Raw genomic sequence first — 25,231 nt, forward strand, 5'->3', positions numbered from 1 at the left:
CGCCCGCCACGGAGGGTCCGAGTGACCCTCCCCGTCGTGATCGTCGGCGGGATGCACGCCGACGCACGCAAGGAGACGGTCGAGCACCTGCTGCGGACCGTGCCGGGAAGCATCGCCCTGCACCACGATCCGTCCTCGGCCGCCGAGGGCAACGTCCTGCGCACGCTGCGCGATTCCGGGGGCGCGATCTCCGCCGAGGAGACCCCGCTGGTCAACGACTGCGCCTGCTGCGCCCTGCGCGAGGACCTGGTTCCCGAGCTGAAGCGGCTGGCCGCCGGCGGGCTGACCCGGCTGGCCGTCGTGGAGCTCTGGGACTCGGTCGAGCCCAGGGCGATGGCCGAGGTCGTCGCGGCGCACTCAGGCGACGCCCTGGAACTCACCAACGTGATCATCGCCGTCGACCCCGCGCTCGTCCTGCCCTGCCTCGGCAACGGGGACGACCTCGCCGAAGCCGGCCTCGCCGCGGCCGCCACCGACCGGCGGACCGTCGGGGACACCTGGGCCCGCCAGCTCGAATACGCGCCGGTCCTCGCCATCGCCGACGGCGGCGAGGCCGACGACGAGGACCGCGCCCTGCTCGCCCAGCTGCACCCGACGGCCCGCCGCGTGCCCACCGGCTCCAGCGAACTCACCCGCCTGGCGTTCGCCGGCTTCGATGTGGAGAGCGCCGCCGCGGCGCAGCACCCCGCCTGCGCGCTGCTCCCCCAGGAGGCCGACGAGGCCGGAGTCGCCACGCTCGTCTGGCGGCGCCGCCGGCCGTTCCACCCCGAGCGGCTCTACGAGGCCCTGGAGGACCTGTGCTGCGCCGCGACCCGCAGCCGCGGCCGGTTCTGGCTGGCCGACCGGCCCGACACCCTCCTCGCCTGGGACGCCGCCGGCGGCGCGCTGTGCGTGGAGAGCGCCGGCCCCTGGCTGGCCTCGCTCCCCGACGCCGCCTGGGACCTGGTCCCCGCCATGCGCCGGGCCGCGGCCTCCCTCGACTGGGATCCCGAGCACGGCGACTGCTGCCAGCACCTGGTCTTCACCTCACCGGGCCTGGACCGCGACGGCATCGAACAGCTCCTGGACTCCTGCCTCCTGACCGAGGCCGAGTACGCCGCCGGGCGGGAGGGCTGGAAGCAACTCCCCGCCGCCTTCGGGCCGTTGCTCGACCACGCCTCCTGAGGTCACGGGCCGCCCGGCGGGCTACTTCTCCCGCTCGTGGTACATCTTCCGCGTGTGCTCCGTGTGCGCGCGCATGATCGCCGTCGCGGCCTGCCCGTCGCGGTCCGCGATCGCCGCGATCAGCTCGCGGTGCTCGACCCAGGACCGGCGGCCCCGCTGGCGGGCGACGGGCGTGTAGTACCAGCGGACGCGCCGGTCCACCTGCGCCGCCAGCTCGGCGAGGACGGCGTTGCCCGCGAGCTCCATGATCTTCGCGTGGAGCCGGGCGTTCGCCCTGACCGCGGCGTCCACGTCGTCCGCGGCGACGGCCCGCTCCCCCTCCGCGCACAGCTCTTCGAGCGCGGCGACGGCCCCGGCTCCGGCGCGGTCGGCGGCCAGCCGGGCGGCTTCGGCCTCCAGGAGCGTGCGGACCGTGAGGAGCTGGTCCGCCTCCTCCTCGGTCGGCTCGTGCACGAACGCCCCCTGGGCGGGCCGCAGATCGACCCATCCCTCGGTGCTGAGCCGCTGCAGGGCCTCCCGTACGGGCTGCCGGGACACCCCGAGGTGTCCGGCGAGCTCGCTCTCGACGAGGTGCTGCCCCGGCTGGAGGGCGCGGGTGGTGATGAGCTCCAGCAGGGCCCCGTAGACGCGGTCACGCAGCGGGCCCGGCCGCTCCAGTTTGGGCACCGCCCCCTGCGGCAGTCCTGTCGACAACATCACGGTCCCCTCCCGGGCAGCGCCGGCGGCTGCGTCGCGAAACCCCATGATGGATTGTCTTTCGCCTACAGTCTACGGCGCACCGTTCCGCCGTCCCCGGACGGCCAACTCCCCCTCGCCCGGCCCGCGTCAGCCCTTGCCGTGCAGGATTCCATCCTGTAGACAATATTTCGTCGACAACGTTCGGCAGTTCCTCGGTACCCTCGACCGAACGGAGTGCCAATCAGTGAAAGTCGCAGTTCTGGGCGCCGGTGCGATCGGCGCCTACGTCGGCGCCGCGCTGCACCGAGCAGGCGCCGACGTGCACCTCGTCGCCCGCGGGCCGCATCTGGCGGCCATGAAGGAGCACGGGGTCAGGGTGCTCAGCCCCCGCGGAGACTTCACCGCCCGCGCCCACGCCACCGACGACCCCGCCGGGATCGGTCCGGTCGACTACGTCTTCCTGGGCCTCAAAGCCAACTCGTACGCGGCGTGCGGGCCGCTCATCGAGCCGCTGCTGCACGAGGGCACCGCTGTGATCGCCGCCCAGAACGGCATCCCCTGGTGGTACTTCCACCGGCACGGCGGACCGTACGAGGGCCACCGCATCGAGAGCGTGGACCCGGGCGGCGCCGTCAGCGCCGTCCTCGCGCCCGAACGGGCCATCGGCTGCGTGGTGTACGCGGCGACGGAGCTGGCCGGCCCGGGAGTCGTGCGCCACCTCGAAGGCACCCGCTTCTCCATCGGCGAGCCCGACCGGTCCCTCTCCGAGCGGTGCCTGGCGTTCAGCGAGGCCATGCAGGAGGGCGGACTCAAGTGCCCGGTCGAGCAGGACCTGCGCAACGACATCTGGCTCAAGCTGCTCGGCAACATCTCCTTCAACCCGATCAGCGCCCTGTCCAGGGCCACGATGCGGGAGATGTGCCTGCACGGCGGTACGCGCAAGGTCATCGAGATCATGATGACGGAGACCCTCGCGGTCGCCGAGGCCCTCGGCTGCAAGGTGGGGGTCTCCATCGAACGCCGGCTGGCCGGCGCGGAGCGCGTCGGCGACCACCGGACCTCCACCCTCCAGGACCTGGAGCGCGGCAAGCCGCTCGAACTCGACGTGCTGCTCGCCGCCGTGGTGGAGCTGGCGGAGATCACCGGGGTCCCGGTGCAGACGCTCCGGACCGTCCACGCCATCTCGGACCTGCTCGCCCTGCGGACCGCGTGATCGCCGTGGGACGCGTCACGCAACGGCGCAGGGTGCTGCGCATCAGGGAAGGCTCGGTCTCCACCCGGCCGGACACGCTCGTCGCCGAGGAACCCATGGAGATCCGGCTCAACGGCAGGCCCCTCGCCATCACGATGCGCACACCGGGCGACGACTTCGCCCTGGCGGCGGGCTTCCTCGTCAGCGAGGGGGTGCTGGGCAGCGCCGAGGAGCTGCGGAACATCGTGTACTGCGCGGGAGCCGCGGCCGACGGGGCGAACACGTACAACGTCGTCGACGTGCGGACGGCTCCCGGCCTCGTGCTGCCCGAGATCACGCTCGAACGCAACGTGTACACGACCTCGTCCTGCGGCCTGTGCGGCAAGGCGAGCCTGGACGCGGTGCGCACGACGGCCCGCTGGCCGATCCACGACGCTCCCCCGGTCCGGCTGGATCCCGGACTGCTCGCCCGCCTCCCCGACCGGCTACGGGCGGCGCAGCAGGTCTTCGACCGGACCGGGGGGCTCCACGCCGCCGCACTGTTCACCGAGGAGGGCGAACTCGTGGACGTCCGCGAGGACGTGGGCCGGCACAACGCGGTCGACAAACTGGTCGGGCGCGCCCTGCGCAGCGGCATGCTGCCGCTGTCGCGGACGGTGCTGCTGGTCTCGGGGCGGGCCTCCTTCGAACTGGCGCAGAAGGCGGTGATGGCGGGCATTCCGGTGCTCGCCGCGGTGTCGGCCCCGTCGTCCCTCGCGGTCGACCTGGCGGCGGAGACGGGCCTGACCCTCGTGGGCTTCCTCCGCGGCGCCTCCATGAACGTGTACGCGGGCGAGCACCGCATCGCCCTGCGGGCCACGGCCTCCCAGGGCTGACCCGCTCCCCCGCGGCACGGAGGCGGGGTCCCTACCGGCGGGGAGCGCCCCCTGCGCCGGAGGGGCCCCGCCTCAGCCGTGCCGGCACCAGGAAAAGAGGAGACATGACAGAGCTCGATCCCGCGGTCGTGCCGGCCATGGCCGCCCGGGCCCCCGACGGCCTGGTGATCGTCGACCGCGAAGGGCTGATCCGCTACTGGAACCGGGGCGCGGAACGCATCTTCGGGTACTCCGCCGAGGAGGTCGCCGGGCGCAGCCTGGACCTGATCATTCCCGAGAAGCACCGCGAGCGGCACGGGGACGGCTTCGCCACCGCGATGCAGCAGGGGGTGAGCAGGTACGGGGAGGCCGACCTGCTGTCGGTGCCCGCCGTGGGGGCCGACGGCCGCAGGCTGTCCATCGAGTTCAGCGTGGTGCTGCTGCCCGGCCCCGACGGCGCCGCCGCCCACTGCGGCGCGGTCATCCGCGACGTCACCGCGCGGCGGGCCCGGGAGAAGGCCCGGATGCGGCGTGAGACAGCCGGCGACGAGCCCGCAGACGCCGCGCCGCCCGGCTGAGTCCGCCGCACACGAGAAGGTGCCCTGCACGCGAGGACCGCGTGCAGGGCACCTGGGTTTTCGGGGCGGCCGGGTCAGGCCACGACCCGACTCTCGTGGAGCCCCCGGATGGCGTCGGCGTCGTAGCCGAGGTCCGCGAGCACCTCGTCGGTGTGCTCGCCGAGCAGCGGCGCGCCCTCGATCTCGGGCGTGAAGCCGGAGAACTTGATCGGGCTGCCCACCGTCAGGTAGGTGCCGCGCTCCTTCTGCTCGACCTCGACGATCGTGCCGCTCTTGCGCATGTCGGGGTCGGCGGCGAGCTCCTTCATGCTGAGCACGGGCGCGCAGGGCACCTCGAAGGTGCGCAGGATGTCGACCGCCTGGTACTTGGTCTTGTCCGCCAGCCACTTCTCGATCTCGCCGAAGATCTCCATGATGTGCGGCTGGCGGGCGGAGGCGGTGGTGTAGTGCGGGTCCTCGGTCCACTCGGGCTTGCCTATGGCCTCGCAGGTGCGGGCCCAGTTCTGCTCCTGGATCGTGAAGTAGATGTAGGCGTTGGGGTCGTTCTCCCAGCCCTTGCACTTCAGGATCCAGCCCGGCTGTCCGCCGCCGCCGGCGTTGCCCCCGCGGGGCACCGCGTCGCCGAACTCGCCGTTCGGGTACTGCGGGTACTCCTCCAGGTAGCCGGTCTTCGCCAGGCGCTGCTGGTCGCGGAGCTTGACCCGGGTCAGGTTGAGCACGGCGTCCTGCATGGACACCGACACCTTCTGGCCCAGACCCGTGGCGTTGCGCTGGATGATCGCGGTCAGCAGGCCGATGAGCAGGTGCATGCCGCTGTTGCTGTCGCCGAGGGCCGAGCCGCTGATGGTGGGCGGGCCGTCCCAGAAGCCGGTGGTGGACGCGGCGCCGCCGGCGGCCTGGGCCACGTTCTCGTAGACCTTGAGGTCGTTCCACTTCGAGTCGTCGTTGAAGCCCTTGACGGAGCCGAAGATGAGCCGCGGGTTGAGCTCGTGGATCCGGTCCCAGCCCAGGCCCATGCGGTCCATGGCGCCCGGTGCGAAGTTCTCGACGAGGATGTCCGCCTCGCGGATCATCTTCTCCATGACCTCCTTGCCTTCGGGGGACTTGGTGTTGATGGCCAGCGAACGCTTGTTGCTGTTCAGCATGGTGAAGTAGAGGGCGTCGAGGTCGGGGATGTCCCGGAGCTGACGGCGGGTCACGTCGCCGCCGTCGATGCGCTCGACCTTGACGACGTCGGCGCCGAACCAGGCGAGCATCTGGGTGCAGGCGGGGCCGGCCTGGACCCCGGTGAAGTCGATCACTTTGATTCCGGCGAGCGGCTTGTGGTTCGCGTCACGGCTCGTGTCACTCATGGTGGATTCCTTCTCTACTTCTTCGCGGGCGCGATGTTGCCGACGGTGATGCCTTTGGGGTTGAGGTGGGCGATGTGGCCGCTCTCGGTGCCGGCCGACGGGTCGATCGCGCAGTCGATGAGCGCCGGGCGGCCGGAGGCCAGCGCCTCGGTGAGGGCGGCGGTGACCTCGGCGGGCGTGGTCGCGCGGTAGCCCTTGCCGCCGAAGGCCTCGATCATCAGGTCGTGCCGTGCCGAGAGCATCAGCGTGGTCGGGGAGGGGGCGTCGTCGAGGGGGTTGACGTCGTCGCCCCGGTAGACCCCGCCGTTGTTCATGACCACGGTCACGACGGGCAGTTGGTAGCGGCAGATGGTCTCCAGCTCCATGCCGCTGAATCCGAAGGCGCTGTCGCCCTCCACGGCCACGACGGGCGCGCCGCTCTCGACGGCGGCGGCGATCGCGTACCCCATGCCGATGCCCATGACGCCCCAGGTGCCGCTGTCGAGGCGGTGGCGCGGTACGTGCATGTCGATCACGTTGCGCGCGATGTCCAGGGTGTTGGCGCCCTCGTTGACCAGGTACGTTTCCGGGCGCTCGCGCAGGACGTCGCGCACCGCCCTGAGGGCGCCCATGAACTGCATCGGGTGCGGGTCGGCCGCCAGGCGCTCGGCCATCTTGGCGGCGTTCTGCCCCGAGCGGGCCGCCAGCTCCTCGCGCCAGGCGGTGGGGGCGCTGATCCGGCCGGGCTTGGTGCGCTCCGCGATCGCTTCGAGCACGGAGTCGACGTCTCCGACGAGCGGGGCCGCGATGGGCTGGTTGCTGTCCAGTTCCCGGGGCTCGATGTCCACTTGGATGAACTGCGCGTCGGAGTTCCACTGCGGTGCCTCGCCGTGGCTGAGCAGCCAGTTCAGGCGGGCACCGACGAGGACCACCACGTCGGCCTTCTTCAGCGCCAGGGAGCGGGCGGCGGCCGCCGACTGCGGGTGGTCGTCCGGCAGCAGGCCCTTGGCCATCGACATCGGTACGTACGGAATCCCCGTGGACTCGACGAACTCGCGTACCCTGGCGTCCGCTTGGGCGTACGCGGCTCCCTTGCCCAGGACGATCAGCGGCCGCCGCGCACCCTCCAGCAGCTCGATCGCCCGGTCCACCGCCTCGGGGGCCGGAAGCTGGCGGGGCGCGGGGTCGACGAGGCGACTCAGGGTCGCGGCTCCGGCCCCGGCGTCCATGATGGAGCCGAGGACCGCGGCCGGGATGTCGAGGTACACGCCGCCGGGACGCCCGGAGACCGCGGTGCGCAGCGCGCGGGCGATGCCGCGGCCGATGTCCTCGACCCGGCTCACGCGGTAGGCGGCCTTGACGAACGGCTGCGCCGCGGCGAGTTGGTCCATCTCCTCGTAGTCGCCCTGCTTGAGGTCGACGAGGTGGCGCTCGCTGGAGCCGGATATCTGGACCATCGGGAAGCAGTTGGTGGTGGCGTTCGCCAGCGCGACGAGCCCGTTGAGGAAGCCCGGTGCGGACACCGTCAGTGCCACGCCGGGCTTCTTGGTGAGGTAGCCGGCGGCCGCCGCCGCGTGTCCCGCGTTGCTCTCGTGGCGGAATCCGATGTAGCGGATGCCCTGTGCCTGGGCGAGGCGGGCCAGGTCGGTGATCGGGATGCCGACCACCCCGTAGATGGTGTCCACGTCGTTCAACTTGAGCGCGTCGACGACCAGGTGGTAGCCGTCGGTGAGCTCGGTCGGGACGTCGGCGGTCGCCGCTGTCTCCGGAGTCGAGGGGGCGGTCATGATCCGAGGTCCTCCTTGGGCGGGTCCTGCGGTGCGGCTGCTCCTTCCACCTTCCTGACCTGTGCTCCCCGCGTCCAAGACGCATCGGCGACCAGCTGATAACCGGCGTCTATCGAAGGGCGCCGCAGGGCCTGCGGCGGGCCCTCCAACTCCCTTGATAGGCAGCCGTTATCGCGCGTTCGCCGTTGCGTATTGGACGCGCACCCCGCCCGGCCGCAGGCTCGCTGGGGACTGCTTCATCAGACGTGGCGTGGGAGGTGGGGTCATGGCCGTTGTGGCGAAGACATCCGTGTGCGACGGGGGCGAGCACCGGGGCGAGTACCGGCCGCCCGCGGTCACGGGGCTGGCCGACCTGCTCGACCGGCACGTACGGGAACGTCCGCACGCGCGGGCCCTCGTCATCACGGCGGACCGGGTGGACCTGTCCTACCGCGCGCTCGCGGCCCTGGCCGACGAGGTGGCCGCCCGGCTCGGCTCCGCCGGTCTGCGGCGCGGCGACGCGGTCGGGCTGCTCTGCGCCAACAGCGCCGAGTTCGTCGTCGCCCTGTTCGGGGCCGCGCGGGCCGGTCTGGTCGTGGCTCCGCTCGACCCGGCGCTGCCCGCCCCGCAGCTGGCCGCCCGGCTCGAAGCGCTCGGTGCGCGGGCCCTCCTGCTCGGCCCGCCCGCGCCCGGCGCCCGGCCGGCCGCCCCGGTCGCCGTACCGGCGTGGCCGCTGCGGGTGACCGCCTCCCGCGCCGGGACGGCGGCCCTCACCCTGGACACCGCGGCGCCGCCCCTGCGCCGCGCGCACGGCGCGGCCCGCGGGCTCTCGGACCAGGACGCCCTCGTGCTGTTCACGGCGGGCACCACCGCCGGCGCCAAGATGGTCCCGCTGACCCACGCCAACGTGGCCGCGTCCGTACGGGACATCTGCGCCACCTACGAGCTGGGGCCCGACGACGGGACGGTCGCGGTGATGCCGCTCTTCCACGGCCACGGGCTGTTCGCGGCGCTCCTGGCGTCCCTGGCCGGCGGCGGGCGCGTCCTGCTGCCGGCCCGGGGACGGTTCTCTGCGCGCACTTTCTGGGAGGAGATGCGCGCGGTGGACGCCACCTGGTTCACCGCGGTCCCGACCATCCACGAGGTCCTGCTCAGCCGGGCCGAGAGCGAGTTCCCGGGCCCGCGGACGCCGCGGCTGAAGTTCATCCGCAGCTGCAGCGCGCCCCTGAACACGGCCACGCAGCGGGCGCTGGAGCGCACCTTCGGCGCACCGCTGCTGTCCGCGTACGGCATGACCGAGTCCACGCACCAGGCCGCCAGCGAGCCGCTGCCGGCGCGCGGGCCCCTGAAGCACGGGTCGGTCGGCCGGTCCTCCGGAGTGGAACTGCGGATCGTCGACGCGCACGGGCGCACGTGTCCGGTCGGCACCGAGGGGGAGGTGTGGGTGCTCGGTCCGACGGTCACCCGGGGCTACCTCGACAACCCCGCGGAGACGGCCCGGAGCTTCGTGGAGGGATGGCTGCGCACCGGCGACCTGGGGTCGCTGGACAAGGACGGGTACCTGTCCCTGACGGGGCGCATCAAGAACCTCATCAACCGCGGTGGGGAGAAGATCTCGCCCGAGCACGTCGAGGACATCATCGCCGGCTGTCCCGGGGTCGGCGAGGTGGCGGTGTTCGCCGTCCCCGATCCGGTCTACGGGCAGCGGGTCGGCGCCGTCGTGGTCGTGCGCGAGGGGGAGGACATCGGGTCCGAGCAGATCCTGCGGTACTCCCGCGACCGGCTCGCGGCCTTCGAGGTGCCCGACCGGCTGGATCTCGTGGCGGAGCTGCCGCACACCGCCAAGGGTGCGCTCGACCGGCAGGCGGTGGAGGCCCGGTACGCGCGGTGACGCGGCCGGCCGCCGCCGCGGTTCGGCCCGCCCGGTTCACCTGACCCGGTTCACCTCACGCGGGGCTCGGCGGGCAGGGGCTGGTCGAAGAACTCGTCCAGCGCCAGCCCCTTCGCCGCGTCGACGAACGCCCGGGCGGCGACCGACCCGGGGGTGGCCGCGTGGATGGCCACCGAGATCTGCGTGCCGGCCTCCGGATCGACCAGGGGCAGCGCCCGCGTCCGGCCGATCACCGGCATCGCGCTCAGCCACGCGTGGGGCACGATGCTGGCCCAGCCGCCTCCCCCCACGTGCGCGTGGAGGGAGGCGATCGAGTCCGTTTCCACCTGCGGGCTCACCAAGAGGCCCTTCTCCGCGAAGACCCGGTCGATGTTCTGCCGGATCCGCATGTCGGGGGTCAGCAGGGCGAGCGGCAACTGCGCCGCCTCCGCCCAGGTCATGGTGGAGGCGCTCTGCGGAGTGAGCTGGTCGGCCGAGATCAGCAGCATGTACCGCTCCCGGTACAGGGGGACGACCTGGAGGCCCTCCTGGTCACCGGGGTCGAAGTGGGCGATCGCCACGTCCAGCTCGAACTCCCGCAACTGGCGGTGCAGTTCCTTCGTCGACAGACGGGAGCGGACCTGCACCTTGGCCAGCGGGTGCGCGGCGCAGAACGCGGCCACGGGCAGCGCCAGGGTCGTCGACGCCGTGGGATCCGTACCCAGCCGGAGCGTCCCGGTGATGCCCGACTGGACGGCGGCCACCTCGGCCTTGAAGGCGTCCTGCTCGGCGAGGATCCGCTTGGCCCACACGACGAGCCGCTCGCCCTCCGGGGTCAGGCCCTGGTAGTTGTGGCCCCGGTTGATGAGCGTGACGTTCAGCTCGCGTTCCAGCTTGGCTATCGCCGCCGAGAGCGCCGGCTGCGATACGTAGCAGGACTCCGCCGCCCGGGCGAAGTGCCGCTCCCTGGCCACCGCCACGAAGTACTCGAGCTGGCGGAAGAGCATGAGCGGCTCCTTGCTGGGTGCCATGGGGCGGCCAAGGGTACCCAAGGCCGCCGGACGGCGGGCCTGGTTCGTCGGCGGAGGTGCACGTCAGCGCATCAGCACGTCAGCGCATCAGCTTCACCGCGGCGACCACCAGCGGGTCGAGCCCGTCCCCGCCGGCGTCGACGTACTCCCGCAGCCGGGTGCGCATGCGCGGGTCCCAGAACAGACCCAGGTGTCCGGCGATCGCCTCGGCGGCCGCTCCGGTCGTCAGGTGGCCGTGGTGGGCGGCGATGTCGTTGGCCATCCTGGACTCCGGTGGCACGGTGCCCGCCATCTCAGTTCACCACCGCGACCGGCCGGCCGTCCCCGGCCCCGTCCGGCGGCGGCGCGGCGCCGCCCGCCGGAAGCGGGTGGACGAGGCCGACCTGTACGGCGGTCACCTTGTACTCCGGGCAGTTGGTGGCCCAGTCGGAGTTCTCCGTGGTCACCACGTTGGCTCCGGTCACGGGGTGGTGGAAGGTGGTGTAGACGACGCCGGCCGGCATCCGGTCGGAGATCTCCGCGTGCAGCGTCGTCCGCCCGACCCGGCTGGCCAGCGTCACCAGGTCCCCGTCGCTGATGCCGCGGGTCTCGGCGTCGTGCGGATGCAGTTCGAGCACGTCCTCGGGGTGCCAGGCGACGTTGCCGGTCCGGCGGGTCTGCGCCCCCACGTTGTACTGGCTGAGGATCCGGCCCGTGGTCAGGACCAGCGGGAAACGGCGGGTGCTGCGCTCGTTGGTCGGCACGTACGCGGTGATGGCGAACCTGCCCTTGCCGCGGACGAACTCGTCGACGTGCATGACCCGCGTGCCCTGCGGCGCCGCCTCGTTGCACGGCCACTGGACGCTGCCCAGCTTGTCGAGGACCTCGAAGGAGACACCGGTGAAGGTCGGGGTGACGGCGGCGATCTCGTCCATGATCCGGGAGGGGTGATCGTAGGACATGGGATAGCCCATGGCGGTGGCGATCTCGCTGATGATCTGCCACTCGTGCTTGCCGGTCTTCGGCTTCATCACGGCGCGCACCCGGTTGATCCGGCGCTCGGCGTTGGTGAAGGTGCCGTCCTTCTCCAGGAACGAGGCCCCCGGCAGGAAGACGTGCGCGAACTTGGCCGTCTCGTTGAGGAACAGGTCCTGCACGACGACCAGTTCCATGGCCTCCAGGGCGGCCGTGACGTGCCCCAGGTTCGGGTCGGACTGGGCGATGTCCTCTCCGTGCACGAACAGGCCCCGGAAGGTCCCGTCGATCGCGGCGTCGAACATGTTGGGGATCCGCAGCCCCGGCTCGGACAGGATCGTGCCGCCCCAGAGCTTCTCGAACACCTCCCGCACGGCGTCGTCGGACACGTGCCGGTAGCCGGGCAGTTCGTGCGGGAAGGATCCCATGTCGCAGGAGCCCTGCACGTTGTTCTGGCCGCGGAGCGGGTTCACGCCGACCCCGTCGCGGCCGATGTTGCCGCAGGCCATGGCGAGGTTGGCCATGCCCATCACCATGGTCGAGCCCTGGCTGTGCTCGGTGACGCCGAGGCCGTAGTAGATGGCCCCGTTGGGCGCGGCCGCGTACAGCCGCGCGGCGGCCCGCAGTTCCCCGGACGGTACGCCGCTGATCGCCTCGGTGGCCTCGGGGCTGTGCTCGGGGCGGGCGACGAACTCGGCCCATTCGGCGAAGCCTTCGCAGCGCTGCGCCACGAAGGCCAGGTCGGCCAGGCCCTCGGTGACCACCACGTGGGCCATCGCGTTGACGACGGCCACGTTCGTGCTGGGCTTGAGCTGGAGGTGGTGCGCCGCCCGGATGTGCGGCGAGCGGACCAGGTCGATGCGACGGGGGTCGACCACGATGAGCTCGGCGCCCTCGCGCAGCCTGCGCTTCATCCGGGAGGCGAACACCGGGTGCCCGTCCGTGGGGTTGGCCCCGATCACCATGATCACGTCGGCCTCGGCCACCGACCGGAAGTCCTGGGTGCCGGCCGACTCGCCGAAGGTCTGCTTGAGCCCGTACCCCGTCGGGGAGTGGCAGACCCGCGCGCAGGTGTCGATGTTGTTGTTGCCGAAGGCCGCGCGCACCATCTTCTGGACGACGTAGACCTCTTCGTTGGTGCAGCGCGAGGAGGAGATGGCGCCGATCGAGCTCGGCCCGTACCGCCCCTGGAGCTCGCGCATCGTGCGCGCGACCGTGCCGATCGCCTCGTCCCACTCGACCTCGCGCCACGGATCGGTGATCCGCTCGCGGACCATGGGCTTCAGGATCCGGTCGGGGTGCGAGGCGTAGCCGAAGGCGAAGCGGCCCTTCACGCAGGAGTGTCCCTCGTTCGCGCCCCCGTCCTTGTGGGGCACCATCCGCACCACCTGGTCCCCGCGCAGTTCGGCCTTGAAGGAGCAGCCGACGCCGCAGTAGGCGCAGGTGGTGATCACCGACCTGGTGGGCATGCCGAGTTCGACGACGGACTTCTCCTGGAGCGTGGACGTCGGGCAGGCCTGGACGCAGGCCCCGCAGGAGACGCACTCGGAGTCCATGAAGCTCTCGCCGGCGCCCGCCGAGACCTTGGAGGCGAAGCCGCGCCCCTCGATGGTCAGCGCGAACGTGCCCTGCACCTCGCCGCAGGCCCGCACGCAGCGGGAGCAGCTGATGCATTTGGACGGGTCGAAGTCGAAGTACGGGTTCGAGGTGTCCTTCTCGGCGTCGAGGTGGTTCTCCCCCTCGTAGCCGTAGCGCACCTGCCGCAGGCCGACCACGCCCGCCATGTCCTGCAGTTCGCAGTCGCCGTTGGCCGGGCAGGTCAGGCAGTCCAGCGGATGGTCGGAGATGTAGAGCTCCATGACGCCCTGGCGGAGCTTCTCCACCTTCGGGGTCTGCGTGCTCACCCGCATCCCCTCCGCCACGGGTGTGGTGCAGGACGCCGGTGTGCCCCGGCGGCCGCCGATCTCCACCACGCACAGCCGGCACGAGCCGAACGGCTCCAGGCTGTCGGTGGCGCACAGTCTGGGGATGTCGATCCCGGCCTGCGCGGCGGCGCGCATCACGGAGGTGCCTTCCGGGACGCTCACCGCCGTGCCGTCGACCTCCACCGAGACCGTTGCCCCGCCGGGCCGCTCCGGGGTTCCGTAGTCGGGTTCCTTGAGCAGGGTCATGTCCGTCCCTCCGTCGAAGTGGCGGCCCTCGTGCCGGTCGCGCGTACGGGTCGGAGCGGCAGGCTCCGCCGGCCGCCGAGGAAGTCGTCGGGGAAGTGCGTGAGGGCGCTGCGCACGGGCAGCGGTGTCAGCCCGCCCATCGCGCACAGCGAGCCTTCGGTCATCAGGTCGCACAGGTCCTCGAGCAGCGCCAGGTTCTCGTCCCGGTGCTCACCGGCGATGATCTTGTCGATCACCTCCACGCCGCGTACCGAACCGACCCGGCAGGGGGTGCACTTGCCGCAGGACTCCTCGGCGCAGAACTCCATCGCGAAGCGCGCCTGGGCGGCCATGTCCACGCGGTCGTCGAAGACGACGAGACCCCCGTGGCCGACCATCGCTCCGGCCGCCGCGAAGGCCTCGTAGTCCATCGGCAGGTCGAACATCGACGTCGGCAGGTAGGCGCCGAGCGGGCCGCCGACCTGCACCGTGCGCACCGGGCGTCCGGAGTGCGTGCCGCCGCCGTAGTCCTCGACCAGCTCGCGCAGGGTGACGCCGAAGGCGGTCTCCACGATGCCTCCGCGCGCGATGTTGCCGCCGAGCTGGAACACCTGGGTGCCGCGGGAGCGTTCGACGCCCAGCTCCTGGTACGCCGCGGCCCCGGCCGCGAGGACGACGGGGACGGTGGCCAGCGTGAGGACGTTGTTCACCACGGTCGGCCTGCCGAAGAGTCCCTCGATCGCGGGGATCGGCGGCTTCGGGCGGACCGTGCCGCGCTTGCCCTCCAGGCTTTCGAGCATGGAGGTCTCCTCGCCGCAGATGTACGCGCCGGCGCCGACGCGTACGTGCAGGTCGAAGTCGAGCGCGGAGCCGAGGACGCCCTTCCCGAGCCAGCCCTGTTCGCGGGCGATGACGATCGCCGCGCGCATCGTGGCCACCGCGTCGGGGTACTCCGAGCGGATGTAGAGGTAGCCCTCGGCGGCGCCCACCGCGTGGGCCGCGATGGTCATGCCCTCGATGAGCATGAACGGGTCGCCCTCCATGACCATGCGGTCGGCGAAGGTGCCGCTGTCGCCCTCGTCCGCGTTGCAGCAGACGAACTTCAGCTCGTCGGCGCAGCCGAGTACGGTCTTCCACTTGATGCCGGCCGGGAAGCCGGCGCCGCCGCGGCCGCGCAGTCCCGACGCGGTGACCTCGGACACCACGTCGGCGGGCTCGCGTTCCAGGGCCGTACGCAGCCCCACCAGGCCGCCGTGCCGCAGGTAGTCCGCCGCCGACAGGGGGTCGGTGACCCCGATCCGGGCGAAGGTGACCCGGGTCTGGCGTGCCAGCCAGGGCAGTTCGTCCACGATGCCGAGGCGCAGCGGGTGCTCGGCACCACCCAGGGGGCCGGTGTCCAGGAGCCCCGCGTCGAGGAGCCCCGGTACGTCCGAGGGGGACACCGGTCCGTACCCGACCCGGCCGCGCGGGGTCTCCACCTCGACCAGGGGCTCCAGCCAGAGCATGCCGCGCGAGCCGTTGCGGACCAGTTCGATGCCGGTTCCGGCTTCGGCCGCGGCGCGTTGGAGGGCGTCGGCGACCGCGTCGGCCCCGACGGACCGGGCCGCCGAGTCGCGGGGAACGTAGACCCGCACCGGGTGCGCGCTCATGAGGAGACCGCCCCTTCGATGAGTGCGCCCAGTTCGGCCGGGCCGACCCGTCCGTGCAGTCGCCCGTTCACCTCCAGGGCGGGGCCCAGGGCGCAGTTGCCGAGGCAGAAGACCTGCTCCACCGTCACCGCGCCGTCCGGGGTCGTCTCCCCCAGGGCCAGTCCGGCCGCGCGGGCGTAGGCCACCAACTCCTCGGCTCCCAGGGCCTGGCAGGCCTCGGCGCGACAGATCCGCACCATCGTGCGCCCCGCGGGCTCGCGGCGGAAGTCGTGGTAGAAGGTCACGACTCCGTGGACGTCGGCGCGGGAGAGGTTGAACTCGTCGGCGAGCACCGGGATCGCCTCTTGCGGCACGTGCCCCAACTCGGCCTGTACGGCGTGCAGTACGGGAAGCAGCGCACCCCGCTCGGCCCGGTGGGCGGCCGCCGCTCTTCGGACCACGTTCTCGACAGTCACGTCACTCCCGCTGGTCGATGACGATGCATGCAGGGGACTGAGACAATACCCCATACAGGCTTCTGTATACAGTCTTCACGAAGGATCGAACGCCGCCCCCCACCGCCCCCACCTCCCCCTCCGCCACCATTTTGCATACCAAAACCTGTATGCTCGGGCGGCCGCCGGCAACCCTCCCGACGGTCTCCACTCGACAGAGCCGTCGGCCCCACGGACCCGGTGGCGGAACGGGGCAATCATGCGCGAGGCACTCACGGCCGCCGCCTCCCTGCGGGTCACCCGCCCGGCACCCCTGCGCCAGGCCGTCTACGAGGCGCTGACCGAGCTGATCGTCAGCGGCTCCCTCAAGCCCGGCCAGCACCTCGTCGAGGCCGAACTCGCCGAGGTGCTGGGCGTCAGCCGGCAGCCGGTCCGCGAGGCCCTGCAACGGCTGCAGACCGACGGCTGGGTCGACCTCCGCCCCGCCCAGGGAGCCTTCGTCCACTCCCCCACCGACGAGGAGGCCGTCCAGCTCCTCAGCGTCCGCGCCGTACTGGAGACCTACTCGGCCCGGCTCGCCGCCGAGAACGCGAAGCCCGAAGACGTGGAAGGGCTCCGGGAGTTGCAGCGCGAGGGTGTCGAGGCGCTCGCCCAGGGCGATGTCGCCCGCCTGGTCGCGGCCAACACGGCACTGCACGCCGCGATCACCGCGATGGGCGGCAACGCCGTGCTCGCCGAGCTGATCTCGGTGGTCAGCCAGAAGGTGCGCTGGTACTACGCCCCCATCGCGCAGCCCCGCGGCAAGGAGGCCTGGAACGAGCACGCCCAGCTCATCAAGGCGATCGCCGCGGGGGACGCGGAGCGGGCGAGCGAAGTCATGCGCAAGCACACCGAGCGCACCACCGGCTTCTACGGCAAGCAGCTCGCCGCCCGGGCCGCCCAGGGCTGAGGCACCGGCATTCCGCGCCGCCCCAGGTCGTCGGTCGTCGGCCTAGTCCGGGGCCACCTCCCGCAGCAGGCCCGTCTCCACGTCGAAGACGAAGCCCCGTACATCGTCGGTGCGGGGCAGGAACGGGGAGCTGCGCACCCGCCGCATCGACTGCCGTACGTTCTGGTCCACGTCCCGGAAGGCGTCGACGGCCCACGCGGGCCGCTGGCCGACCTCGGCCTCGAGGTCGAGCCGGAAGTCCTCGGTCAGGCTCTGCAGACCGCAGCCGGTGTGGTGGATGAGGACGATGCTGCGGGTGCCGAGGGCGCGTTGGCTGATCGTCAGGGAGCGGATCGTATCGTCGGTGACCACTCCGCCCGCGTTGCGGATGGTGTGGCAGTCGCCGAGCTCCAGGCCCAGCGCGGCGTGCAGGTCGATCCGGGCGTCCATGCAGGACACCACGGCGACGCCCAGGACCGGTCGGGCGCCCATGCCGGGGTCGGCGAACCGGGCGGCGTACGCACGGTTGGACTCCACGAGCCGGTCGGTGACCGTCCCGGTGTCGGGGGTCTGCGGGGCGGCGGCCATCGGTCAGATCACCCCCTGGCTCTTGAGCAGCGGCAGCTCCTCCGGAGAGAGGCCCAGCTCCCGGAGGTAGACCTCCTCGTTGTGCTCGCCCAGCAGCGGGGACCGCTCCACCTTCACCGGGGAGTCGGACAGCTTCAGCGGACTGCCGACCGTCACGTACGAACCGCGCTCGGGGTGCGCGACCTCGACGACGATCTCGTTGGCGATGAGCGAGGCGTCCTCGATGATCTCCTTGGTGGACAGGACCGGCCCGCAGGGGATGCCGTGGGCGTTGAGCGCCTCCAGCACCCGCATCTTGGGGAGCGTGCTCGTCCACTCCTCGATGAGCTGGAACATCTTGCCGAGCTTGGGCAGCCGGACCTCGGGCGTGGCCCATTCGGGGTCCCCGGACAGCTCCGGCCTGCCGATGAGCTCGCTGATCGGCTCCCAGCCGGCGGGCTGGACGATCACGTACACGTAGTCGTTCGGCCCTCCCGGCGCACACCGGACCGCCCACCCGGGCTGCCCTCCCCCGCTCGCGTTGCCCGAGCGCGGCACCGCGTCGCCGAAGTCCTCGTTGGGGAACTCCGCGAGCGGCCCGTGCGCGAGCCGCTGCTGGTCGCGCAGCTTCACCCGGCAGAGGTTGAGCACGGCGTGCTGCATGGCCACGTTGACCCGCTGGCCGCGGCCGGTGTGCGTGCGCTGGAGGAGGGCGGCGAGGATGCCGGCTACGGCGTGCATTCCGGTGCCGGAGTCGCCGATCTGCGCACCGGTGGCGAGCGGTGGCCCGTCCTCGAACCCGGTGGTGGACATCGAGCCGCCCATGGCCTGGGCGACCACCTCGTACGCCTTGTAGTCGGTGTACGGGCCTTCGCCGAAGCCCTTGATGGAGGCGTACACGATGCGCGGATTGATCGCGCGGATGCGGTCCCAGGTGAAGCCCATCCGGTCGACGGCGCCCGGCCCGAAGTTCTCGACCATGACGTCGGAGCGCCTGATCATCTCGGTCAGGATCTCCTTCCCGCGCGGGGTCTTGGCGTTCAGGGTGACGCTGCGCTTGTTGCTGTTGAGCATCGTGAAGTAGAGGCTGTCCACGTCCGGGAGATCGCGCAGCTGGCGCCGGGTGATGTCCCCGCCCGGCGGCTCGACCTTGACCACGTCGGCTCCGAGCCACGCGAGGATCTGGGTTGCGGAGGGGCCGGACTGCACGTGCGTCATGTCCAGGACGCGGACGCCTTCAAGGGCCTTCTTCATGATCGCCACCTCGGTTGTACGTCGTCGCTTGTACGTCGTCGGCTGTACGTCGTCGCTTGTACGTCATCGGCGGTACGGGCCCGGTCCTGACGCCGGCCTCGGCGTCAGGACCGGGCCTCAGGTCATCCCCCGGTCCGGTGCGGGGACTTGAGGAACACCGCCAGTACGGCCGACATCAGCCCGACGCACCCGGCGATCACGAAGGCTCCTTCGTAGCCCCAGGCCCCGACCACCACCGCGCCCATGCCGGAGCCCACCAGGCCCGAGATCAGCTTCGAGCTGTAGACGACCCCGTAGTTGGAGGCGTTGTTGTTCTCGCCGAAGTAGTCGGCGGTCATCGCGGCGAAGAGCGGGAAGATCGCCCCGCCGCCGAATCCGGAGACCATCGAGCAGAACAGGAAGAACGGCATGCTGCCCATGGACCCCGACACCAGCACCCCGAACTGGGCGGACCCCAGCACCAGGCAGACGATGATCAGCGTGTTGCGTCTGCCGTAGCGGTCGGATATCCACCCGATCACCCCGCGGCCCGTGCCGTTCACGATGGCCTTCAGCGACATCGCCGTGGCGACGATGCCTCCCGCGAAGCCCATGTCCTTGCCGAACGGCACCTGGAAGGCGATGCCGAAGATGTTGATGCCGGCCGTGCAGAGCAGGCAGAACCACATCATCCACAGCAGCGGCGTGCGGGCCGCCTCCCTCGGCGTGTACTGCTTCGCCGCCGGCGGGTTGACCGCCAGGGCGCGCCGGATCCGCGGGTCCTCGGACACCTTCAGCGGGTCCACGTCGGCGGGCCACCAGCCCTTGGGCGGGTCCTTGAAGAACCAGCCCGCCGCCGCCACCAGCGCGCACAGGCCGAAGCCCACGCAGGTGAAGAGCACCCGGTAGTTGTCGAGGTCCAGGACCGAGGTGAACAGGAAGACGAACGGCACCGAGCCGTAGGCGAATCCGCCGTTGACCAGACCGGTCTTGCCGCCCTTTCGTTCCGGGTACCACTTGCCGACCATGTTCACGCAGGTCGCGTAGACCAGGCCGGCCCCGATGCCGCTGAACATGCCGAACCCGATGTAGGCCACGATCACGTGCGGCGCGAACGCGAGGGAGAGGTAGCCCAGCACCGTGCCGAGCGCGCCCAGCATCATGGCGTACCGCGCGGGCAGCCTTCCGCTCTCGCGCAGTTGGCCGGCGGGGAAGGCGACGGCGGCCTGGAAGAAGATCCAGACGCCCATCAGCCAGAAGATGTGTCCGCTCGACCAGAGATGGGCCTCGCTCAGCGTGTCCTCGGCGGCGGTGAACGCGTACTCCGAGGAACTGATGCCCAGCATGCCCATCCACGGGAAGAGCACCATCGTCCAGCGCGGACGCCCCATGATGTCGCGGTCGGTTTCCCCGATGCGGTACAGGCGGCCTCCGGCGTCCGTCACCTCCCTGTAGGCGGCGGGCGTTGCGTAGTCGGTGGTTGTCATGTGTTCAAGCACCCCTTGCGTTCGAAGGATCTGGACAGCGCCCCCTGCCCCATGCCTTTTCGTGCGCTCGCGGCCCTGCGTGGACTCAGCTCATGAACCCGCCTCCCGGCTCCCGCCACCCGGCATCTGTACATTGCATACAGTCGACGAATACTGTATGAAGGATTGTTATCCCGTATCCCATGGGTGATGTCCAGGGGGCGTGCAACAACTTTTAACGAAAGGAGACTTGAGGCCGGCGCCCCGCCCCGACCGTGCACCGAGAGCGGAGAGACCGAATGGCTAGCACCCTCAATCCCGCCCACCTCGTCGTGAAATCCGGTACGACCTGGGCCGAGGCCTGGCAGCGCTGCCTCCGGGTCGCGCCCGAGGCGTTCCGGGACGACCGCGTCCTGAACCTCTGGGGCTCCGCCTGGCAGGCGGACGGCCTGGCCCTGCCCGCCACCAGCCCCGTCGACGGCGGCCCCATCGCGGGCCCGCCGCGCCTGGACGGCGCCACGGCGCGCCACGCCGTACGCGCCTCGCTCGACCAGCACCGCGCCTGGCGCCACGTGCCGCTCGCGGAGCGCCGGTCCCGCGTCGCGGCCACCCTCGACGCACTGGCCCAGCACCGCGAGCTGCTGGCGCTCCTGCTGGTCTGGGAGATCGGCAAACCGTGGCGGCTCGCGCTCGCCGACGTCGACCGGGCCATCGACGGGGTGCGCTGGTACGTAGACGGCATCGAGCCCATGGTGGCGGGCCGGTCCCCGCTCGACGGACCCGTCTCCAACATCGCCAGCTGGAACTACCCGATGAGCGTGCTCGTGCACGCCGTGCTCGTACAGGCGCTGGCGGGCAACGCGGTCGTCGCCAAGACCCCGACGGACGGCGGCGTCGCCTGTCTCACCCTGGCCTGCGCGCTCGCCGCCCGCGAGGGGATTCCCGTCACCCTCGTCAGCGGCAGCGGACGCGAGCTGTCCGAGGCCCTCGTCCGCGCGCCCGAGATCGGCTGCGTCTCCTTCGTCGGCGGCCGCGACACGGGCGCCGCGGTGGCCACCGCGGTCGCCGACCTCGGCAAGCGGCACATCCTGGAACAGGAGGGCCTGAACACCTGGGGCATCTGGAACCACACCGACTGGGACGCCCTGGCCAAGGTCGTCCCCAAGCTCTTCGACTACGGCAAGCAGCGCTGCACGGCCTACCCTCGCTTCGTCGTCCAGCGCTCCCTGTTCGACGAGTTCCTGACGGCCTACCTGCCCGCCGCCCGCACGCTGCGCATCGGCCATCCGCTCGCGGTCGAGCACCCCGACGACCCGTACCCGGAGCTGGACTTCGGCCCGGTGATCAACGCGGCCAAGGCCAAGGACCTGCACGACCAGGTGGCCGAGGCGATCGACCGGGGCGCCGTCCCGCTGCACCGCGGCCGGCTCGCCGACGCCCGGTTCCTGCCCGGCCAGGACACCTCGGCGTACGTCCAGCCGGTCACGCTCCTGGGCCCTCCCCCGTCCTCACCGCTGCACCACGCGGAGCCCTTCGGCCCGGTGGACACCATCGTCCTGGTCGACACCGAGGCCGAGCTGCTCGCCGCCATGAACGCCTCGAACGGCGCGCTCGTCGCCACCCTGTCGACGGACGACAGGGCGACGTACGACCGGCTGGCGCCCCAGATCCGCGCGTTCAAGGTCGGCCACGGCACGCCCCGCTCCCGCGGGGACCGCGACGAACTCTTCGGCGGCTTCGGCGCCTCCTGGCGCGGCGCGTTCGTGGGCGGGGACCTCCTGGTCCGCGCGGTGACCCAGGGACCGGCGGGCGAGCGGCTGCCGGGCAACTTCCCCGACCACCACCTCATGCCCTGACCTGAGCCGAACCGAGCCGGCGGCGCCCCCGCATTCCGGGGCGCCGCCCGCCGGGGGTCCTCGCCCCGTCCTGGCGTCCGCCTCAGGTGCTGAGACCGGCGATCGCGTCGCCGACGTACTTGGCTCCGAGGACCCACAGGACGATGGTCATGATCGCGGAGTTGTGGCGGTTCATCCACGCCTTCCACCCCGCCAGGGTGTCCGCCGACCGCTGTCCGCCGAAGAGGTAGACGGCCAGCGGCAGCAGGACGCACAGCGAGGCGATCAGCACCATCAGCGCCGCCGCGACCGCCTTGCCCCCTGTTCCGGCGCCGCTGGACGCGATGGACACGGCGCCGCCCAGGGCGAGGACGAGGTTCTTCGGGTTGGCGACGGCGAGCGCGGCCGCGAGACCGGCGGACTTGCCCGGGGTGAAGTGGTCGATGGCCTTCATCCAGGCCGGCGGCGGGGACTCCCGCCCCTCGCGCGGACGGCCCTTGAACTGCTTGAAGCCCATCAACAGGAAGAGCACGCCGAGTGCCAGCTTGAGCCACAGCGTCCACTTCGCCGGTTCTCCCTCTCCGGCCGCGCCCGCGCCCGAGCCGGCCAGGACGACCACGGTCACCAGGGCGGCGAGGGAGACGACCCAGCCGACGGCGAAGGCGGTGCCGTTGGTCCGCCCCCGCGGGGTGGCAAGCATGAGGATCACCGCGATCAGCGGGAGCGGGCTGATGGCGATGCCGACCGCGGAGCCGAGCATCTGGCTGATGGCTTCACCCACGGGCCACCTCCACGGGCGGGATCCGGCGCCGGATCGTGGTGCGGTCGGGTTCCGTCACGGGGGTTCCCTCGGCCTTCAGTCGCGTACGGAGAGCTTCGGCATGGTCCAGGTGCGGTCCAGAATGGCGGGTTCCGGACCGTATACGCGGATGGCCACGCTGAAAGGGCCCTCGGGAGCCGGGAGCCAGTTCGCCGCCTCCTTCGGGTCACGCGGTGCGCGGGTCCGCACGTGCAGGGTCAGGCCGCCGTCCTCGTCGTACACCAGCCCGGGGGTGCGGTCGCCGATCGAGTAGCGGCCGACCCCGTTGGCCACCAGGAGCCGGCCGGGGAGCCCGTACATGGTGGCCGACCAGAAGAAGCGGGCGGGCGGCAGCCCGCCTGCGGGGAAGCGGATGGTGTAGTCGTGCACGGACGCGTCCGGGGGCCGGTTTCCCCGGTCGTCCTGGAGCCAGCCCGCGTACCAGGCTTCGGCGGACGGCAGCCCGTAGAGGCCCTTGTCCACGCCGACGGCGCGCGTCAGGTAGTCGGCTCCGTGCTCGGCGCGGGTGCCGAACCAGCCCGTGGAATCGGCCGCGTCCTTCTTCGCCTCCTCCAGCAGGGCGCGCGCCCGTGCGATGCCCTGTTCGATGCCGGACCGTACGACCGGGTCGAGCGCGGCCGGATCGAAGGTCCCCGAGCCGTCGACCCCGAGCGAGGCCAACCGCTCGCGCAGGGCGCGCTCGGCGTCGAGGACGGGGAAGAAGCGCAGGAGGAAGTCGAGGAAGGTGAAGAACTCGGCGCTGTCCAGGGCCTCTTCCCGCCAGACCGGCCAGGCGGGTTCCGGCGCGGGCGCCGGCGCGGGCCGGCCGAGGAACGCGGAGAGCGGGCGCAGCCGGTACTGCCGCTGGATCGCCCGCAGGGTCCCGACGTCTTCGGGCCCGGCCAAGTAGGTGCGGCCGACGACCCCGACGAGCTCGGTGTCGGCACGCAGGACCCCGGCCAGGCCGTCGGGTACCGCGCCCGTGTATCCCGGGCCCGCGACGAGGTGATCCCCGGCGTCCTGTCCGGTGGTGCGGGAGCCGATGTAGCCGACGTAGGAGGTGTCGAGGTCGTGGAAGGGCAGGACGTAGTAGCGGTCGACCGCCGGTACGGACACCACCCAGGGCTCGGCGCGCAGGTCGAGCCAGGCCCAGGAGTACGGGGTGTCGTTGTTGGGGGTGACCACGTCGGTGTTGGCCGGGGTGAAGGGCTCGCAGTAGTGCCGGAAGCGGCCGAATCCTCCTACGGACCTGGGGTCGGCACGGTCGACGGCCTGCGGGTACATCGTGCGGTAGTTCTCCAGGAGGGGGTATCCCCAGATCCATGCCTCCGTCGCGATGTCGCGTGCGGTGTCGGGCGAGGGGTTCTCCATGCGGGCCGGCTCCTTCGGAAAGGGGATCTGGGGATCTGGGGATCTGCGTGGTCAGAGGGATCGAGGGACCAGAGGGGTCAGAGGGGTCAGGAGGCGGAGCTCCGCGTGCCGGATGGGGCGGCGGTGCACAGGGACCAGATCACGAAGACCCCGAGGGCGATGGAGACGAGGGCCCACATCGGGGCGTAGGGCAGCCACATGAAGTTGACGACGATGCTGAGGCCGGCCAGGACCACGCCCGTGGCCCGGGCCCACGGGGCGCTCTTGAGGATCCCCCAGCCGACGAAGGCGAGAACGAGGCCGAGAAGCAGGTGGATCCAGCCCCAGGCCGCGGTGTCGAACTTGTAGACGTAGTCGCCGAGCCGGGCGTAGGCGTCGTCGTTCGCGATGCCGGAGATGCCCTTGAGGACGGCTATGACTCCGTCCACCAGGAGGACGACTCCCGCGAACATCGCACCGCCCGCGGCCCAGGCGCTCCCGGTGCCCACCGGGGCTCCGGTGCCTGCGGGTGAGGCGTGCTTCGGGGTACCCGTCGGGGATGTGGTCTGTGCCATGGGGAACTCCTTCGTCGTGCGGGGCCTCGGTGCGCCGCACCCTCCCCACCCTGGGTGCGGATCCGCTCGGCCGAACAGCCGAGTACGGCCGAACGGGCGAATGACGCTGACGGACCGGCAGATGACATAGAGTCACGATTATGCTAATTGTGGTGAATTGTCGGATTGTGGGTTGTACTGGACGCCGGCAACACCGTCCAGGAACTGGAGCGTTACGTGGCATCCACCACTCTCACCGTCTGGAAGTTCCCCACTCCCGAGGGGGCCCAGCAGGCGGAGTCCGCCCTTCTCGCCCTGCAGAAGGAACAGCTCATACAGGTGCACGACGCCGCGGTCGTCACCTGGCACGAAGACGCGAAGAAGCCGAAGACCCAGCAGCTGAACAGCCTCACGGGGGCCGGCGCACTGTCCGGCACCTTCTGGGGGATGCTCTTCGGGCTCCTGTTCTTCGTGCCGCTGCTCGGCGCCGCCGTGGGCGCCGCGGCCGGGGCCATCGGTGGATCGCTGTCCGACGTCGGCATCGACGACCAGTTCATCGACGAGGTGAAGTCCGAGGTGAAGCCCGGAACTTCCGCCCTGTTCCTGCTCTCCTCCGACGCCGTGGTCGAGCGGGTCCGGGGCGCCTTCCCCGGCGGGCAGGCGCAGCTGGTCCGCTCCAACCTCTCCGGCGCGCAGGAGCAGCAGCTCCGCGAGGTCTTCGCGGCCTGAGAACCACCCGTCGACACGACACCGCGGCCCGGACCGGTGGGTCTCCTCCCCCGGCTCCGGGCCGCGGCGGCGCGCACGTCCCGCCGACCGCCGCCGTGTGCGGCGTCTTCGCCGAGCTG

22 protein-coding genes are annotated in these 25,231 nt (G+C 71.6%); 8 read left to right on the forward strand and 14 right to left on the reverse strand.

What is annotated here, in order from left to right; genetic code table 11:
* The first annotated feature begins 51 nt into the window (after nucleotides 1-51).
* Entirely contained in the window at nucleotides 52-1,164 is a 1,113-nt protein-coding gene (locus ACODT5_RS22630) for a CobW family GTP-binding protein (RefSeq protein ID WP_422524998.1), read from the forward strand.
* Nucleotides 1,165-1,185: 21 nt separating this feature from the next.
* On the opposite strand, the gene ACODT5_RS22635 is transcribed toward ACODT5_RS22630, so the two are convergent.
* Nucleotides 1,186-1,860: a GntR family transcriptional regulator gene (locus ACODT5_RS22635; protein WP_422524999.1), complete on the reverse strand. Its 675-nt coding sequence runs from the start codon at nucleotides 1,858-1,860 to the stop codon at nucleotides 1,186-1,188.
* A 226-nt stretch (nucleotides 1,861-2,086) separates the two neighbouring features.
* Between ACODT5_RS22635 and ACODT5_RS22640 the strand changes: the two genes are divergently transcribed.
* The 3 genes from ACODT5_RS22640 to ACODT5_RS22650 all read left to right on the forward strand — a co-directional run bounded on the left by ACODT5_RS22640 (nucleotide 2,087) and on the right by ACODT5_RS22650 (nucleotide 4,466).
* Nucleotides 2,087-3,055 (forward strand): 2-dehydropantoate 2-reductase, encoded by a 969-nt coding sequence (locus ACODT5_RS22640; protein WP_422521128.1) that lies wholly within the window; start codon nucleotides 2,087-2,089, stop codon nucleotides 3,053-3,055.
* 5 nt (nucleotides 3,056-3,060) lie between these two features.
* Nucleotides 3,061-3,909: a formate dehydrogenase accessory sulfurtransferase FdhD gene (fdhD, locus tag ACODT5_RS22645; protein WP_422521129.1), complete on the forward strand. Its 849-nt coding sequence runs from the start codon at nucleotides 3,061-3,063 to the stop codon at nucleotides 3,907-3,909.
* A 104-nt stretch (nucleotides 3,910-4,013) separates the two neighbouring features.
* Nucleotides 4,014-4,466 (forward strand): PAS domain-containing protein, encoded by a 453-nt coding sequence (locus ACODT5_RS22650; protein WP_422521130.1) that lies wholly within the window; start codon nucleotides 4,014-4,016, stop codon nucleotides 4,464-4,466.
* A gap of 74 nt (nucleotides 4,467-4,540) precedes the next feature.
* Here the strand turns inward: ACODT5_RS22650 and frc (ACODT5_RS22655) are convergent, their stop codons facing one another.
* Together frc (ACODT5_RS22655) and oxc are read right to left on the reverse strand one after the other, a co-directional pair.
* Nucleotides 4,541-5,818 carry a formyl-CoA transferase gene (gene frc, locus ACODT5_RS22655; RefSeq protein ID WP_422521131.1) on the reverse strand — a complete coding sequence of 426 codons (1,278 nt, stop codon included), beginning with the start codon at nucleotides 5,816-5,818 and terminating at the stop codon, nucleotides 4,541-4,543.
* A 14-nt stretch (nucleotides 5,819-5,832) separates the two neighbouring features.
* Nucleotides 5,833-7,584 (reverse strand): oxalyl-CoA decarboxylase, encoded by a 1,752-nt coding sequence (gene oxc / locus ACODT5_RS22660; RefSeq protein WP_422521132.1) that lies wholly within the window; start codon nucleotides 7,582-7,584, stop codon nucleotides 5,833-5,835.
* A 265-nt stretch (nucleotides 7,585-7,849) separates the two neighbouring features.
* Between oxc and ACODT5_RS22665 the strand changes: the two genes are divergently transcribed.
* On the forward strand, nucleotides 7,850-9,454 hold the full coding sequence (locus tag ACODT5_RS22665) for a FadD7 family fatty acid--CoA ligase (protein WP_422521133.1): 1,605 nt from the start codon (nucleotides 7,850-7,852) through the stop codon (nucleotides 9,452-9,454).
* 50 nt (nucleotides 9,455-9,504) lie between these two features.
* On the opposite strand, the gene ACODT5_RS22670 is transcribed toward ACODT5_RS22665, so the two are convergent.
* The 5 genes from ACODT5_RS22670 to ACODT5_RS22690 all read right to left on the reverse strand — a co-directional run bounded on the left by ACODT5_RS22670 (nucleotide 9,505) and on the right by ACODT5_RS22690 (nucleotide 15,672).
* A complete protein-coding gene (locus ACODT5_RS22670) occupies nucleotides 9,505-10,440 on the reverse strand; it encodes a LysR family transcriptional regulator (protein ID WP_422525000.1) in 936 nt (311 codons plus the stop codon).
* Between the two features lie 103 nt (nucleotides 10,441-10,543).
* A complete protein-coding gene (locus ACODT5_RS22675; RefSeq protein ID WP_422521134.1) occupies nucleotides 10,544-10,726 on the reverse strand; it encodes a formate dehydrogenase subunit delta in 183 nt (60 codons plus the stop codon).
* Nucleotides 10,727-10,757: 31 nt separating this feature from the next.
* Complete coding sequence (fdhF, locus tag ACODT5_RS22680) at nucleotides 10,758-13,589, reverse strand: formate dehydrogenase subunit alpha (protein ID WP_422521135.1); 2,832 nt, start codon at nucleotides 13,587-13,589, stop codon at nucleotides 10,758-10,760.
* Complete coding sequence (locus ACODT5_RS22685; protein ID WP_422521136.1) at nucleotides 13,586-15,217, reverse strand: formate dehydrogenase beta subunit; 1,632 nt, start codon at nucleotides 15,215-15,217, stop codon at nucleotides 13,586-13,588. Before ACODT5_RS22685 ends, fdhF begins: the two co-directional genes overlap by 4 nt.
* Nucleotides 15,214-15,672: an NAD(P)H-dependent oxidoreductase subunit E gene (locus tag ACODT5_RS22690; protein ID WP_422521137.1), complete on the reverse strand. Its 459-nt coding sequence runs from the start codon at nucleotides 15,670-15,672 to the stop codon at nucleotides 15,214-15,216. Before ACODT5_RS22690 ends, ACODT5_RS22685 begins: the two co-directional genes overlap by 4 nt.
* A 238-nt stretch (nucleotides 15,673-15,910) precedes the next feature.
* Between ACODT5_RS22690 and ACODT5_RS22695 the strand changes: the two genes are divergently transcribed.
* Nucleotides 15,911-16,600, forward strand: coding sequence for a GntR family transcriptional regulator (locus ACODT5_RS22695; protein ID WP_422521138.1), 690 nt, complete (start codon nucleotides 15,911-15,913; stop codon nucleotides 16,598-16,600).
* Nucleotides 16,601-16,642: 42 nt separating this feature from the next.
* On the opposite strand, the gene ACODT5_RS22700 is transcribed toward ACODT5_RS22695, so the two are convergent.
* From ACODT5_RS22700 to ACODT5_RS22710, 3 genes are all read right to left on the reverse strand, one after another.
* Nucleotides 16,643-17,167 (reverse strand): beta-class carbonic anhydrase, encoded by a 525-nt coding sequence (locus ACODT5_RS22700; RefSeq protein WP_422521139.1) that lies wholly within the window; start codon nucleotides 17,165-17,167, stop codon nucleotides 16,643-16,645.
* Nucleotides 17,168-17,170: 3 nt separating this feature from the next.
* Nucleotides 17,171-18,403 (reverse strand): formyl-CoA transferase, encoded by a 1,233-nt coding sequence (gene frc, locus ACODT5_RS22705; protein WP_422525001.1) that lies wholly within the window; start codon nucleotides 18,401-18,403, stop codon nucleotides 17,171-17,173.
* A gap of 119 nt (nucleotides 18,404-18,522) precedes the next feature.
* Nucleotides 18,523-19,866: an OFA family MFS transporter gene (locus ACODT5_RS22710; RefSeq protein ID WP_422521140.1), complete on the reverse strand. Its 1,344-nt coding sequence runs from the start codon at nucleotides 19,864-19,866 to the stop codon at nucleotides 18,523-18,525.
* A gap of 278 nt (nucleotides 19,867-20,144) precedes the next feature.
* Here ACODT5_RS22710 and ACODT5_RS22715 point away from each other — a divergent pair, with 278 nt between their 5' ends.
* Entirely contained in the window at nucleotides 20,145-21,701 is a 1,557-nt protein-coding gene (locus ACODT5_RS22715) for an aldehyde dehydrogenase family protein (protein ID WP_422521141.1), read from the forward strand.
* An 82-nt stretch (nucleotides 21,702-21,783) separates the two neighbouring features.
* On the opposite strand, the gene ACODT5_RS22720 is transcribed toward ACODT5_RS22715, so the two are convergent.
* The 3 genes from ACODT5_RS22720 to ACODT5_RS22730 all read right to left on the reverse strand — a co-directional run bounded on the left by ACODT5_RS22720 (nucleotide 21,784) and on the right by ACODT5_RS22730 (nucleotide 24,404).
* Entirely contained in the window at nucleotides 21,784-22,461 is a 678-nt protein-coding gene (locus tag ACODT5_RS22720) for a GAP family protein (protein ID WP_422521142.1), read from the reverse strand.
* 75 nt (nucleotides 22,462-22,536) lie between these two features.
* Complete coding sequence (locus ACODT5_RS22725; RefSeq protein WP_422521143.1) at nucleotides 22,537-23,850, reverse strand: DUF1254 domain-containing protein; 1,314 nt, start codon at nucleotides 23,848-23,850, stop codon at nucleotides 22,537-22,539.
* Nucleotides 23,851-23,936: 86 nt separating this feature from the next.
* The gene (locus ACODT5_RS22730; protein WP_422521144.1) at nucleotides 23,937-24,404 is read right to left on the reverse strand and encodes a DUF7144 family membrane protein; all 468 of its coding nucleotides are present in this window, start codon (nucleotides 24,402-24,404) and stop codon (nucleotides 23,937-23,939) included.
* A gap of 216 nt (nucleotides 24,405-24,620) precedes the next feature.
* Here ACODT5_RS22730 and ACODT5_RS22735 point away from each other — a divergent pair, with 216 nt between their 5' ends.
* Nucleotides 24,621-25,112 carry a DUF1269 domain-containing protein gene (locus tag ACODT5_RS22735; RefSeq protein ID WP_422521145.1) on the forward strand — a complete coding sequence of 164 codons (492 nt, stop codon included), beginning with the start codon at nucleotides 24,621-24,623 and terminating at the stop codon, nucleotides 25,110-25,112.
* The last annotated feature ends 119 nt before the right edge of the window (nucleotides 25,113-25,231 follow it).

Origin of the sequence: Streptomyces tatrensis, from assembly GCF_049310065.1 — a bacterium.
GTDB lineage: Bacteria > Actinomycetota > Actinomycetes > Streptomycetales > Streptomycetaceae > Streptomyces.

Coding starts and splice junctions, on each gene's coding strand:
- ACODT5_RS22730 (WP_422521144.1), bottom strand. CDS start 24,404: ATGGCACAGACCACATCCCCGACGGGTACCCCGAAGCACGCCTCACCC.
- ACODT5_RS22675 (WP_422521134.1), bottom strand. CDS start 10,726: ATGGCCAACGACATCGCCGCCCACCACGGCCACCTGACGACCGGAGCG.
- oxc (WP_422521132.1), bottom strand. CDS start 7,584: ATGACCGCCCCCTCGACTCCGGAGACAGCGGCGACCGCCGACGTCCCG.
- ACODT5_RS22710 (WP_422521140.1), bottom strand. CDS start 19,866: ATGACAACCACCGACTACGCAACGCCCGCCGCCTACAGGGAGGTGACG.
- ACODT5_RS22715 (WP_422521141.1), top strand. CDS start 20,145: ATGGCTAGCACCCTCAATCCCGCCCACCTCGTCGTGAAATCCGGTACG.
- fdhF (WP_422521135.1), bottom strand. CDS start 13,589: ATGACCCTGCTCAAGGAACCCGACTACGGAACCCCGGAGCGGCCCGGC.
- ACODT5_RS22700 (WP_422521139.1), bottom strand. CDS start 17,167: ATGGCCGCCGCCCCGCAGACCCCCGACACCGGGACGGTCACCGACCGG.
- ACODT5_RS22665 (WP_422521133.1), top strand. CDS start 7,850: ATGGCCGTTGTGGCGAAGACATCCGTGTGCGACGGGGGCGAGCACCGG.
- ACODT5_RS22670 (WP_422525000.1), bottom strand. CDS start 10,440: ATGCTCTTCCGCCAGCTCGAGTACTTCGTGGCGGTGGCCAGGGAGCGG.
- ACODT5_RS22650 (WP_422521130.1), top strand. CDS start 4,014: ATGACAGAGCTCGATCCCGCGGTCGTGCCGGCCATGGCCGCCCGGGCC.
- ACODT5_RS22685 (WP_422521136.1), bottom strand. CDS start 15,217: ATGAGCGCGCACCCGGTGCGGGTCTACGTTCCCCGCGACTCGGCGGCC.
- ACODT5_RS22630 (WP_422524998.1), top strand. CDS start 52: ATGCACGCCGACGCACGCAAGGAGACGGTCGAGCACCTGCTGCGGACC.
- ACODT5_RS22635 (WP_422524999.1), bottom strand. CDS start 1,860: ATGTTGTCGACAGGACTGCCGCAGGGGGCGGTGCCCAAACTGGAGCGG.
- ACODT5_RS22695 (WP_422521138.1), top strand. CDS start 15,911: ATGCGCGAGGCACTCACGGCCGCCGCCTCCCTGCGGGTCACCCGCCCG.
- frc (WP_422521131.1), bottom strand. CDS start 5,818: ATGAGTGACACGAGCCGTGACGCGAACCACAAGCCGCTCGCCGGAATC.
- ACODT5_RS22725 (WP_422521143.1), bottom strand. CDS start 23,850: ATGGAGAACCCCTCGCCCGACACCGCACGCGACATCGCGACGGAGGCA.